At 34.0% G+C, this 13,647-nt stretch carries 8 protein-coding genes; all 8 read right to left on the bottom strand.

What is annotated here, in order from left to right:
- Positions 1-52: 52 nt before the first annotated feature.
- The 8 genes from BFA01S_RS07420 to dptF all read right to left on the bottom strand — a co-directional run bounded on the left by BFA01S_RS07420 (position 53) and on the right by dptF (position 13,625).
- Positions 53-928 (bottom strand): DnaD domain-containing protein, encoded by an 876-nt coding sequence (locus BFA01S_RS07420; protein WP_066227754.1) that lies wholly within the window; start codon positions 926-928, stop codon positions 53-55.
- Positions 929-1,157: 229 nt separating this feature from the next.
- Positions 1,158-1,982 carry a phosphate ABC transporter ATP-binding protein PstB gene (gene pstB / locus BFA01S_RS07415; protein ID WP_082799892.1) on the bottom strand — a complete coding sequence of 275 codons (825 nt, stop codon included), beginning with the start codon at positions 1,980-1,982 and terminating at the stop codon, positions 1,158-1,160.
- A gap of 15 nt (positions 1,983-1,997) precedes the next feature.
- Positions 1,998-2,822: a phosphate ABC transporter permease PstA gene (gene pstA, locus BFA01S_RS07410; RefSeq protein ID WP_066227751.1), complete on the bottom strand. Its 825-nt coding sequence runs from the start codon at positions 2,820-2,822 to the stop codon at positions 1,998-2,000.
- 1 nt (position 2,823) lies between these two features.
- A complete protein-coding gene (pstC, locus tag BFA01S_RS07405) occupies positions 2,824-3,738 on the bottom strand; it encodes a phosphate ABC transporter permease subunit PstC (RefSeq protein WP_066227748.1) in 915 nt (304 codons plus the stop codon).
- Between the two features lie 63 nt (positions 3,739-3,801).
- Complete coding sequence (locus BFA01S_RS07400; protein WP_066227745.1) at positions 3,802-4,644, bottom strand: phosphate ABC transporter substrate-binding protein; 843 nt, start codon at positions 4,642-4,644, stop codon at positions 3,802-3,804.
- Between the two features lie 593 nt (positions 4,645-5,237).
- Positions 5,238-10,463 carry a DNA phosphorothioation-dependent restriction protein DptH gene (gene dptH, locus BFA01S_RS07395; RefSeq protein ID WP_066227742.1) on the bottom strand — a complete coding sequence of 1,742 codons (5,226 nt, stop codon included), beginning with the start codon at positions 10,461-10,463 and terminating at the stop codon, positions 5,238-5,240.
- Positions 10,444-11,853 carry a DNA phosphorothioation-dependent restriction protein DptG gene (dptG, locus tag BFA01S_RS07390; RefSeq protein ID WP_066227739.1) on the bottom strand — a complete coding sequence of 470 codons (1,410 nt, stop codon included), beginning with the start codon at positions 11,851-11,853 and terminating at the stop codon, positions 10,444-10,446. The genes dptH and dptG overlap by 20 nt, the downstream gene beginning before the upstream one ends.
- Positions 11,850-13,625, bottom strand: coding sequence for a DNA phosphorothioation-dependent restriction protein DptF (gene dptF / locus BFA01S_RS07385; protein WP_066227736.1), 1,776 nt, complete (start codon positions 13,623-13,625; stop codon positions 11,850-11,852). The genes dptG and dptF overlap by 4 nt, the downstream gene beginning before the upstream one ends.
- Positions 13,626-13,647 lie beyond the last annotated feature (22 nt).

The following is a 13,647-nucleotide window of genomic DNA, read 5'->3' as shown; positions in this document are numbered from 1 at the left end:
AAATCGCCTTACTACTCACTAAATTCTTGAATAAACTTTTAAAAATCATTCATCATTTCGGTTTCTCCTTATAATTCCGAATTCTTTTCAATAATTCCTCCCTTTCCCTCTCAAAATCTTCCGCACTCATTTTCTGAGACGGCTCCTCTTTCTTTGATTCAGCTTGCTCATTCTTTAGCCAGTCAGGTGTAAGCTCTTTCCGAATCCTGTTACCCTTCCGATTTTGTGACTGTCTTTTACGAAAAGCCGATTGTGCTGCATGAACTTCCTTCACCGTTTTAATTTTTTTATCCACCCAGTCTTTAAGAACAGCTGCGACATATCTCCAATTTCTGCTGTTATTTTCAACTGCTATTTTCATCGCTTCGATTACTAGTTCTTCTGATAAATCTTTTATCCATCCATTTATCTTTTCAGCAATATAAGGACTGATTGTTCCAAATCCGTTTTGTTCAAAAAAATGATAAGCAGAGGAAGTGGCTTCTTCTTCTTTTTTACTATCTGAAGTAATCTCTGTAGTACTCTCTGGTAATGGTGTGCTCAAAGTTGGCTCTTCGACAGCTAATTTTGAACACCTCGACTGCTCATTTTGAGCACATGGACTGCTCATATCGTTCAATGCTTCATAATTAATACGGTACCATTTTGTCTTATCCATTTTCATTTTATTAAAATTTCCGGTTACAATAATGCCGAGCTTTTCCAGCTTTGTAATAAGCCTGCGGATCGTCGCTTTGCTCCACCAAGGAAACTGCTCCGCCCATTTATCATACGTATTATACATCCATTTATAGCCCTCATATGTATGGTCACTGATCTGCAGCCAGTAATGAATCTGCTGTAAAATAATACTTTCGTTCAACCCTACCTTTTTAGCAAGGGAAGGAATAATAAGCAAAGGTTTTTCATCAAGCAGCAATTTAGACATCTTTTTTCTCCTCTCTTTCTTATCACTCCCGTCTATCCTAATGATTTCTCTTAAATGAGCAATTGTGTTTTCACGCTCATATCTCCTGTTAACAGCCTGATAACATACAATTTCATTGATTTTTTATGTTATTTCACTGTTAACAGGTGTGATAGCCGTCTTTTTTAAAAGGAATAACAAAAAACCTTGAAAGGCATGTAAGCCAATCAAGGTTTTCACTCATTAAAAATCAACCGAATCTACCAGTAATGTAATCTTCCGTTCTCTTCTCTTTCGGCATGGAAAAGATTTTATCTGTTAGATCATATTCCACTATTTCACCGTTTAAGAAAAAAGCTGTTTTATCAGATACACGTGCTGCCTGCTGCATATTATGAGTAACAATAACGATTGTATAATCCTTTTTCATGTTTGCAATTAATTCTTCTACTTTTAAAGTTGAGATTGGATCTAATGCGGAAGTCGGTTCATCCATTAAAATGATCTCCGGTTTCATCGCAATTGCACGCGCAATACAGACACGCTGCTGCTGACCGCCTGATAATCCAAGTGCCGATGTTTTCAAACGATCCTTTACTTCATCCCAGATCGCTGCACCGCGTAAGCTCTCTTCCACAATCTCATTCAATTTATTTTTATTTTTGATCCCTTGCATTCGAGGGCCATATGCCACATTATCATAAATACTCATCGGAAATAGATTTGCCTTTTGAAATACCATACCGACCTTCGTTCTTAATTTTATTACGTCATTGGATTCGTATATATTTTCATTATCGATAATAATATCCCCGTTAATCTTTACGCCGTCAATCAAATCATTCATACGGTTTATTGTTCGTAAAAAAGTTGACTTACCACAGCCGGAAGGACCAATTAAGGCTGTAACCTCTTTCTCCTGGATATCCATTGCTAATGAATAAAGCGCCTGTTTTTCTCCATAAAACAAGTTCAAATCTCTTACACTAATTTTCGCTGTCCCCTGAGATTGCTCACTCACCTGTGATAAATTCACATTTATTGTATTATTACGTTCAGTCATTGTTATATTCATTAACATACACCTCATTTAATAATTAGCTTTATTTAATTTTTTTGATATAAACGTCGCTACAAGATTCAATACAAGTATGATAACAATTAAGACAATTCCAACTGCAGCTGCGAGTTCAATATCCCCTGACTCCTGTGTCACTAAATAAGAATGAACCGTTAACGTCCTTGCAGATGAAAAAATACTTTCCGGCAATGCTGCTACTGTGCCGGCTGTTAAAAATATTGCAGCCGATTCACCAACAATCCTACCGATTGAGAGAATGATACCAGATAATATACCAGGCATCGCACTTGGTAAAATTACTTTATATAAAGTTTGGAGCTTAGTAGTTCCGAGAGCCAGAGACCCTTCACGATACGAACGAGGAACCGTTTTTAATGATTCTTCTGTTGTTCGGATGATGACAGGCAATACGATAATAGTTAATGTTAATGAAGCAGCAATGATGGACATCCCTAGTTTTAAAGTAGCCACAAAGAATACTGCCCCAAATAATCCATAAATAATCGATGGGATTCCTGTTAAGCTTTCAGTCGCAAAACGGATTAATTTTACCAATTGGCCTTGTTTCGCATACTCTTGCAAATACACAGCAGCCAAAATCCCGACCGGGGTTGCTATTAATAACGAGATAACAATTGTATATATCGTCGTAACAATCATCGGCCAAATGCCGCCATCGCCTGCAGGCGAATAATCACTAAAGATAAAATCGATATTTATTAATCGGTACCCCTTATAAAATATATACCCAACTATAGTAACGAGAACGGCAACTGTTAAGAAAGCCGAAAACCAAAGAAGTCCACGTAACAAGCTATCTTTAAACTTTCTCAACTTAATTACCACCTTTCGAAGCGACTTTTGCTAAGACAAAATTCAATAATAAGATAAAGGAGAATAAAACAATACCTGTTGCAAACAGCATTTCCTGATGTGTTCCAGCTGCATATCCCATTTCAAGTGCAATATTTGTAGTTAATGGACGTACACTGTCTGTTAGACTCGTTGGGATAATGAGACTGTTTCCTGCTACTAATATGACTGCCATCGTCTCTCCGATCGCTCTTCCCATGCCCAGAACAACGGCAGTGAGAATACCGGATTTAGCCGCTGGTACAACTACTTTAAAAATTGTTCCGATCTCAGAAACCCCTAATGCAAGCGAGCCTTCGCGATACGCTTTCGGGACTGCTCTTATCGCTGTTTCAGATACAGTAACTACTGTAGGCAGCATCATAATGGCTAGGACGAGAATAACAGCTAATAAGCTTTGTCCCTTCGCTAAGCCTAAATTATTTTGCAAGAAAGGAACGATAACGGCAAGCCCGAAGACACCATATAATACAGACGGGATACCTGCGAGCAGCTGTACAGCAGGTGAAATGATTTTCGCTAAACGTTTAGGTGCAATTTCTGCTAAAAAAATTGCCGTAAACAGACCTACCGGAACCCCAATGATTAATGCTCCTGCTGTAGCAAATATAGATGCCACAATCATTGGAAAAATTCCGAATTTATCTTCACTTGGTACCCAATCTACTCCAAAAAGAAAGTCAATAAAGTTATAACCCTGTGCCACAAACGGATGGAACCCTTTATAAAATACAAATCCTATAATTAAAACTAAACTGATCACTGAAAGAAGTGCACAGAACAGAAATACTCTTCCTGACAGCTTCTCCATCATATACTTCTTTTTATTTGATTTTTCGATTTCTATCGTTTGTTTTTCATTAGGTGGGATTGACATGCTTCATTCCTCCAAGATTGCTTAAATACACAATGTTGATATAAATATTGCATCATTAATTGTTTATTTTAACGGTATTACTCCTGTTTCTGATACAATCGCTTGTCCCTCCGGACTTAAAATATAATCTATAAATTTCTGTCCCTCATCATTAAGATATTCTTCTTTGTAAACAAACAGGAACGGTCGTGACAAGCTGTATTTTTGCTGCAGAACATTTTCTGCTGTAGCCTCCACTCCATTAATATCCACAGTAGAAATAGAATCATCGATATATTCAAATGAAATAAATCCTACTGCATGCTTATTCGTAGCAACGGTAGTTTTAATATTACCGTTACCGCTCGCAACGATCGCAGTTCTAACTAATTCACCGGAAGTATAGTCTACTATTTCCTGGAAAGCATCACGTGAGCCGGAACCATCCTCTCTGGAGACAACGACAATTTCCATATCATCTCCCCCAAGCTCCTTCCAGTTTGTAACCTTACCGGTAAAAATCTCCTTTACTTGCTCCATTGTAAGATTTTTAACTTTATTACTCGGATGGGTTACTACTACAATTCCATCGTAAGCAATAATACTCTCCTTCAGGCCGTTCTTCTTTTCTTCCTCTTTCAAATCACGCGAAGACATGCCGATCTCTGACACACCATTTGTCGCATTTGTGATTCCAGCAGAAGAACCTATTTGATTTACTTCTATATTTATTTCATTTTTTTCTTCATACTTATCTGCTAATTTTTCAGTTAAAGGTCCAACAGATGTGGATCCCGAAATCGATAGTGTATATTTGTTATTGCTTGATGATCCTTCTTTACTTTCATCAGACATACCACATGCTGATAACATGGCGGCTAAGGATAGCACCAATAATCCTATCGTTGTTTTTCTTATAACCGTCATTTCTAAACCTCCAAGATAATCTATTGGCAACTTCTCTAGCATAAACATCGTTTGTAAATGTTTTATTAGAGTTTTGTAAACGTTTTGTAAATTTATTAATTAGGGGTAAATAATGTGGCAGAATTGTTAACAAATACCTATGAAATCGGTTTAAATGGTAAAAAAAGTATATTATCTTCTTCTATAAAGGAAATATCTTTCTGTTTTTTAATAGAATGCTTTTTAAATAACTTTTTATATTTGGCAATCTAGAGGTCTGGTTTACATTAAATGAAGGGAAAAATTGTGAAAAAAGTTGGTTCTTTTTATATTTATGTTGTGGATGGATAAAAATTTGACTTATAAAGAGGAGATTCTTTATTAACATAAAAAAACAGTCTGTTTGACTGGATCTTTCATAAAGGGATCAGTTTTTATATTTCATACGAATAGATGTATTATCCGGCAACACTACATTAGATATGAGCCTAAACTAATACCTAGTAAAAATACAATAATGTTCCATTCTCAAAGCTATCTATAATTCTAGCTCTTGATCCAGCCATTCCTAATAAAAAGGTCACTCCCATCTTCATATGAGAGTGACCTTTTTATTAGTTATATTCTGAAATTAACTTCCAGAAAGCCATATCTTCCATTACCTCGTATTTCTGATCGGAGACAGATGTAACGAGACTGCGATGTTTTTCTAATTGTGCAATTTTATTTGTAATCTGCTCAATTTCTTGAACGGTCTCTGGATTAAACACAGACTGTACTTCTTTCTTTTTTATCGATGGTACCCTATGCACGACCCATGTAAGGATATATTGAGAATAGTCGTTATCATTTGTAGCGAAATGACTCATAAACTGTGTAGACAAGATAGTACCTACTCCAAATTCCCTTCCTTCTTTCATTATTTTCTTTAAAGAAGAGAACTCTTGACTGATAAAGTTATCAGCTTCATCTACCAGGATCATCTTTGTTAACTCTCGATAATCACCTAAAATAGTACTATGTCCCTTCGTAGACATCTGAGAGTGAAAAGTATCTAATGTTATACCGACAACTAAATTTTGGACGCTTCTGTCATACCCTGCTAAGTTAATGACTGTAATTCCATCTACTAAATCATACAGAGTCATTGTTTCCTCAGCATTTGGAGAGAAAATTTCAAAATCATAGATTTGTTTTAATGCCGCATACAGGCTATCTTCCTTCATTTCATCATGATTTATAAACTTATTATATACATCTTGAAATGTTGGTGGCGTTAATTGCCAAGTTGACCTGTCTCCTCTTTTAATTCCTTTTGATTCATATGCAGCTAAAATTACATCATTAAGAAACTGCTGCTGTTTTGGACCAAGATTAAAAGCCGTTGCGATTGTTTCCTTAATAGAACTTGCTGTATGCAAGGGAAGCAAAGGCTTAAATACCGTTCCCTCAAAAATAGCTAAAGGATTGAATGGCAAATGGTATGGGTGATATACCTTTGCACCGGTAGCTTCAACAAAATCCGCTTTTATATAATCTCCCTTATAGTCAAAAATCAATATTCCTAACGGCGTGCTGTTAACATTTTGTATTGAGTTATCACTCAACTGTTTTATTAAGGACTTTGTAAATTGTGTTTTACCAGTTCCCATTGTCCCAATAATTCCTGTATTTGTATGCATAATTTTACTTGTAGTTGTTGGGTACCAATACAGGTCCTTACCGGTACTGGTAGATGTTCCAAAGAGTATTTTCATTGGTTCAATATTAGGATCCACACCATCAGTCGGTAGAGGCTCTTTATCAGGAAGAGTGCCACCTCCAAGTGTTTCAGCTACATGATCATCATACGGACCTTTTGATCCAGTAAGATCATTACCATTGTCATCACGTAAAACTTCATCATTTCCCTCAAGTTCATTATCTTCATCCGTAATATAAACTTGCTTCTTTTTATAAATATTCCATAAAAGTTGGTCCTTTGGAAAATCATCCTGATTGCGATGCAACCTCTCAAATAACTCTTCTTGCTGAATGCTCAGATATTCATATCCATCCTGTTCTGTTAATGATAGAGTAAGTACTTCATCTTTTAATTGCATAGACCTAAAATAATTGTCCTTTGCAAAAGTAATAATACCACCATTACCAATATAGTCGTTAAGGTCCGTACTAATATCATAATTATCACTTAACAGATTGGTCCTTACACTATCATTTAAAATTACATCCCAATCATTTTCTGGCCAAACTTTATAGAGTTTCATCTTTTTCGCACTAATAATAGCTAATTGACTTAGGAAATCTCTATAAACCTGGCTTGTAAAACTGTCGGAAGTCAGTTTTTCTATAATTGTCCTCGATGTAGCCGTCACCTGTTTATAAGCCTTTTCAAGTACACCCTTCTGGATATTTCCAATTTTAACTTCAACAGGGTAAAAATGCACAATAGGACGCTCATTTCCAATCTCAATACCTATCATTAATAAATCATCACTTTGTGCCCCCGTTATTCCTAAATTGCTCGCAGAAAATAAGCTTTCTTTTTGGGCCAGTCCTACTGCTCCCGAAACTCTTAATATTTCTTCAAGAGATAGTGGAATCCATATTATTTTATCATGTGCAAAGAATGATAAGGCAAACTTCACAGCTGACAAAATACTCATTTTCTCCCTTGAAAATTGACTTTTATCCCCAATCATTCTGAGAAGCCAATTACCGTTCAGACTATTAAACAGATTAATAATTCTCTTAAATGAGTCTTCTTCATAGGTATTCAAACGTTGTGATAAAAACTCTTCAATAATCGATTGAAATTGACGTGTTCTCCTAGTAACAGTAATAGCATCATAATTATTGGAAGGTGTATACTGATCACTATAATGTAAAATTAGAAGATCTTGATCATGGCTCCCTTCTGTAAAGAAGCTTAAATCAAACTTCGGCTCGATAAATGTTACCCAATGAGAAGCATCATAAATTTTATTTAAAACTTCTTTTCCTTCATTTGAAAAAGCTGTAACAATTGTTTTCTCTGAATCGTATGGGTTCTGTCTACCTGAAGCTAGCATCAAACTATTATATAATGCAGCTAATCTAAGCAGTTCGTTTCGTTCCTCACATAAATACTTTGTACCAAAGCCAGTACGATAGGAATTTCCAATATAGGAAGACATACTTGATGAAAATAAACCATTTAATGAGATACCTGTCTCCATTTTATCCATGGCATCTATTGTTTCATCAACATATTGGGCTAACTCATAAAATGTAATATGAGCATAGTTAAGCTCTTGATCTTCTTTCAGTTCTTTCTTAAAGAACTGAACTTTTCGTCTAAAAGCATTTAATACATCTTCCTCGCTATATTTACTATTTTTCAAACTAATATTAAATACTTTTTCAATCTCCTCATAATGGCTATAAAAAGATATCTCTTCAAAACTGTTATACTGGTCGTTTTCCCCATATATGAAAATTTCTATAGGGTTTAAATGATCGATTTCAGCATTCTTTTTTAACTGGTTTAAGTAATATAAGAAAATTCCTTGAAGTACTTCACGGCAATCCCCAAGATTAATTAAATTTAATTTGATGGGTGCCAGCTTACTTACGTTAAAAAGATAATTATAATGATTCGTAAATTCATATATTTTATCAGCCACTAATTTGGAGACGAAACTTGTCGATAGATTATATCTAGCACTGCGGTAATTATGAAAATAATTCCACTCAGGCGAATGATTTTGGTCCACCGGTTTGTATATTTCATTGTCATAATATATATATGGACTTAAATTTTTTGAATTCAATCTTTGAATAATTTCAATCGGAACTTCCTCTGACTGTACTTGGTTAAAAAAGTAATATTGATACGCTACGTTAATTGGATGAAGGGGTGAGTAACTTAGCGTTTTTAATTCATCATTATGAGTAACCGTACCTAACAACGTCAGATTCTTCTCACTACTTGATAAAGTCGCTCCTTCTTCAATCTGCTCTACAGCAGCTATAAAAGTGTCTATATATCTTTTAGCTAACTTCATTAAAGCCGGCGTCCAATACGCTAAGCTTGGCAACAGATCTTTTGACTGAAAGTAATCTATATACTCTAAATATGCTTGTTCTAACTCACTAGGTAAATCAAGTTTCCTAATCTGGATCTTGTCCCCAAGTTTCTCAAGAGCCAGTGCACTTTGTTTAATAAATTCCTTTTCAATTTCTAAACTATTTATATAGTCCTGATCTTTAAGTTGATAATCCTGATTACCCAAAACCAATTTATTGTCTTGGTCTATTTTAAAATCTTGTTCTTTTTCTCTTTTCAATTTATAAATCTCAATGGCTTTTACAATCTTTGATTTAGGAAGTTCTGACACAAAAATCAATGGTACGACCACATCATTAAACACTAAATCAAAACTGAGTTCGCCACCCTGATTTTGAATATACTCATCGGATTTTGAAATTTTTACAGCTTCTGTATGTGTAAAATTAATTTGCTCATTTCCTTTTTCAATATCCACTGATATCTCGGTTTCACCTGCTGCTTCATTAAACTTAATTGTGTCTCCCGTTGAGAGCACTTTAATATTGCCCTGCTTACCTTTAAAGCCAATTAAAAAATTAGTTTGAATAGATTCAAAAAACTCTTCCTTTATTGAGACAATTGCAATATTAAATTCAAATGTTGCGCTCTGCTCCTTATAACGGAACTTTAGAAAATTAGTTTCTCCATATATAAAATGATGGGCAAACTTTATCTTTCTTCTAGAAACACTAGCTGCATCTCCTACAACATTTTTCAAATACTCACTTTTTAAATTTCTGTCAAATAAAAATTCAATATTTACTTCACTAATGTTATCTGGATTAAATACAATAAGGTGACGTTTCCTGCTCTTAGCTTTTGTCTCTCCCTCAGGTCTTTCCCAAAAAGATAATCCCTCTAATGATTGTTTTACGTTTTCCTCCAGATAACTTGGCGGACTCATATTTAAACGATTTTGGTTAAACTGTTTAATTTCACTGTACTCAATCCGCTTCCAGTCTCCTTCTAATATCTTTTTAATTCCGTCATCATCGAAATATCTTTCTAAATCTGTTTCAAGATCACCGTACGCTTCCGACTCATTCACATAATTAAACAATTCATAATTGTTTTTAAGGCGCTCTAATTGACTTTTATGATCATGATTATATGTTGGTAATACATGGTCCGGAAATAAACCCAATTCTGGATAATCGAATACTGTAATATTTCGATCTAGCGATTTTAAGATATCCTCATATTCGAATACTGATTGTCTAGGCGTATTACTTGTTCTCTCTTTAACCTTCTCTAATATAAAGCCTAATACTGTTTTAGTTTCATCATTCAGAGATGATACTTGTAACTGGTCATTTATATACTTTTTTATTTCTTGAGATGAAAGAGGCATACCAGTATCCTGAAAGCCAACAGTCCCCTTTATAATACTGTCAAGGGTCGTGTGATGAACAAATAAGATAGCTTTATTTTCAAAGCTTGGTTCTGCAGTTCCTACTAAGTTCCTCAAAGTAGTCAAAAAATCTGCCGTTACCCCACCAATCGTTCCTGCAACTAGAACTTCGATTTCCCCATTTGAAATTGTAAAGCTATTGTATATTCCGTTTTTGACATATACAAAATCGTCATATTGATCAGTCTCTCCTGCACAAACTTTTAAAGCTTCCAAAAGGTTCTTCACTTCAGATTCATGCTCAAATTGAATATGAAATTTATCACCTGGTTTAACCGAATGATTCACAACATAGTTAATAATTGTGTTCGCAATAAATTTATAGAATGTACTTGACATACTGTGCATCACCACTATCTGATTTTTTCTCTAAAATATTAAGTCTTTCAAACAATTCTGTTACGTGTCTCCTTGAATCTCTATCAAAAAATACTCCTCTTTCCTCCATTTGAATAAAAAGTTCTCTTAAAGGCATCTTCTTTTTTCCTTTAATGCATAGTTTCGTTAGAAAAATGACTTGATCTTGTGATAGGTTGAACGTGTATCCTAACGAACCACTCTGCTTAAGGAAATATCTTTTGACAAATTCCAAATATCCTTCATAATAGCGCTCTGCCGCTCTGCTCCTGCTTGATATTTTCTTTTGGAACTGGAAAGAAATACTATGAAAAAGCTCTTCTACACTTTTTAATGCATCATCTTGTTCTTCAAATGAATAAATCCTCTTTATTTTTGCCCAATCAACATCCCCTAAGTAACTTTGATAATCTTTATTTAGCTGCTTGATATCGACAGCTATCTCTTCTTGCTGTTCTCCAGATAAAGAACTAACAAGTTCTTTAAAATGGTCGTATGTTACAGTTGGATACTCATCATTCTCCATGTGATTAAGCATAGCTAGGCAATTAATATGAGCAAACAACTTAGATAGTTTTGCTGATACCATTTTCCATCCTTGTTTAAAACTGTCCCTAGTTTTAGATCTTGTTTCCCATGATACATTAAAATAAACTGGGTACACTTTTTCTTTTTTTTCAGCGAACATCCGGTCTAAATCTAAAATTAATTGAGTTGTATAAAACAAATAATAATAAAGTATTAAATCTTTAAAATGGCTAATGAGCAGCTCGTTATCCTCTAATAAAAAGAGTAAATCTTCTTTAAATAATTCTTTAATCTCGGGTAAAATACAAACATACTCTTTGGACTCTTCACGTTTAGTCTTCTCTTCAAGTGCTGGCAATGATGCATATAGAAGAGACAGCAGTACATTATTCGGACGCTCATTATATAACTTTGACACTTTATCTATAATCTCTGAGGACGCTAGCACTTCCTTCAAAAATAAAGCTACTTTTTTCTCATTATTTCCCCCTTCTTCTAAATAGTTAAAGAAGAAAGGATGGGACATTACGAGTTCACCTTGTTCATCAAAAAATAACTCATTAATAATTGTTAAAAATTTATCTGACTCTTTGGACTCTACATTTTTTTCAATTGATTTAAAAAATGATTCTTTATCAAATTCCTCATATTTTTTTAAACTAACTTCCCTAGAAAAGTTGCCAAGTAAAGCCTGATATTTGTTAATAACATTATCAGAAGCTGTATAAGGCAATAGTTTTTTCCCTTTAGGACCAGATGTGTGGGTCAATCTTACTTTCTGGTCTAAATCATTTTTTACTTTAAATTCATTATTAAGGGTCTCCCTATTTAGATGAAGCTTCATGATTGATTCTCCTTAAACTCATAAACTTTAAATACATGATCATATGTTAAAGAGTATGACTTGACTTCCCTACCTACTTTATTTCTAAATTCCATAAGGTTATCATTACAACCTACTTTTATAATTTTCTCTACAAAATCAACAAAACTGATGAAATTGTTTTTATCAAAGTTATTTGGACGGTAACCAAACTTAATTTTTATAATTAATTCAAATAAATTATAGTCAATTTTTATAGAGTGAGTGACCGAAGAGTTTTCCACTTTAAACTCTAAATTAATATGATTTAAAAACCGTTCCAGCTTTTCTTCCTCTCTTTTTTCCTCTTGATTCACATAAGGTTCAATTTTTAACGCTTGGCTAATTGTATATTTTAATTGATTACGACCAATGAATCGATTAATTTTCCCCTTTTCTGCCTCTCCATTCCAGTTATAAATACTATGAATTGCATCCTTATATAGGTCTCTAATTTCTACTATATTCCTCTTATTCCAATGGTAAAGATATGATATATACTTATCATACACATTATCTTTTATTTGAATTGTCGAGACATCCGACAAGAAACGGTTAAATCTTAATAAGGTATGAAATAAAGATAGTTGCATCTCCTTGTCCTTCGGATTAAATTGTTCTAAAATCGTTTCTATATCTAACTCTTCTAGTATGCTCCTATCTAAATATTTGGAGAATATACTTTTGAGATCATCAGTGTTAAAAAATGTAAGAATTAGGTCATCTACTTCACTGTCACGAATAGTATCAGGCTGAATATTTTCTAAATTATGAAATAGCTCGCTCCTTTTACCATACTCATAAAAAAGATTAGGTAAGAGAGCAGCGATATATTCTGAATCTTTTTGTTTTTTTACTTCTTTCTTTATTCTGTCAAAGCTTTTCAGCTGGTCAAACCTTTCATGTACAAGTACTCTATATAGGAAGTCCAAGTACGTTCTCGCAGAAATAATTACCTTATATTTAATTATGAGTTCAGAGATTTGTTCAATAATCGCTTTTTTTACACTCTCTTTTTGCAAGAGCATATAGTTTCTTACAACTGGACATCTGTCCCTTACTGGACATGTGGACTGACAAGCATTTTCAAAAGCATAATGAAAAGAATTTTGGCTATTTTCACCAACAATTTTCTCCAGTAAACTTTTTTGGAGGTGAGAGTCAACTCCATTTGGTGTCAGTTCATAGAGATGATAGTCACTTAAGTTTATAAAACGAAAAGGGCTAGATTCATCAATTTCGTAAGAAGACTGTTCATCTTCAATAATTTTTCGCTCTTCCACAAACTTCTTTAATACTGTGAATTCCTCGCTGTATGCAGCGTTCAAAAAATTACTGAGTGTACCTAAATTAATCGCCATAACAATATCTTTTCCAGCTTTCTGTCCAATATTTTTATCGGAAAAGATATCTAACTCTATACGTAACGTATCCATTGAGGTTTGGGTTGGTGAATAACTCTCAGTAGCATCATTATGAATTTTTACATTTTCAAATAAATCTGGATATTTAGCTTTAAGGAATGAAATTAAGTGGGACTTCCCATCCCCCACACTTCCACAAACCATGACTAAATTAGGATAGCTATTTTCTTTTATTTCTCTTAAAATACTAATGAGTTCTTTTTCAAAAGGTCTCTCTACATGCATATACTGTTTGAATTCATTAAACTCTTCTATATTTTCTACAGCTTCTTTTGAAGACTGTTTAAATCGCTGTAATTCTGATATTAGACAATATACCTTATCTTCCATTAAACCATCACCTTCTTAAATA

Origin of the sequence: Metabacillus fastidiosus NBRC 101226 (assembly GCF_001591625.1) — a bacterium.
Taxonomy (GTDB): Bacteria; Bacillota; Bacilli; order Bacillales; family Bacillaceae; genus Metabacillus; species Metabacillus fastidiosus.
The sequence above is the reverse complement of the archived record's forward strand: the minus strand, read 5'-3'. Positions and strand labels throughout refer to the sequence as shown.

Excerpts from the sequence above, each read along its gene's own strand:
- BFA01S_RS07420 (WP_066227754.1), bottom strand. The coding sequence starts at position 928 with ATGTCTAAATTGCTGCTTGATGAAAAACCTTTGCTTATTATTCCTTCC.
- pstB (WP_082799892.1), bottom strand. The coding sequence starts at position 1,982 with ATGAATATAACAATGACTGAACGTAATAATACAATAAATGTGAATTTA.
- pstC (WP_066227748.1), bottom strand. The coding sequence starts at position 3,738 with ATGTCAATCCCACCTAATGAAAAACAAACGATAGAAATCGAAAAATCA.
- BFA01S_RS07400 (WP_066227745.1), bottom strand. The coding sequence starts at position 4,644 with ATGACGGTTATAAGAAAAACAACGATAGGATTATTGGTGCTATCCTTA.
- dptH (WP_066227742.1), bottom strand. The coding sequence starts at position 10,463 with ATGTCAAGTACATTCTATAAATTTATTGCGAACACAATTATTAACTAT.
- dptG (WP_066227739.1), bottom strand. The coding sequence starts at position 11,853 with ATGAAGCTTCATCTAAATAGGGAGACCCTTAATAATGAATTTAAAGTA.
- dptF (WP_066227736.1), bottom strand. The coding sequence starts at position 13,625 with ATGGAAGATAAGGTATATTGTCTAATATCAGAATTACAGCGATTTAAA.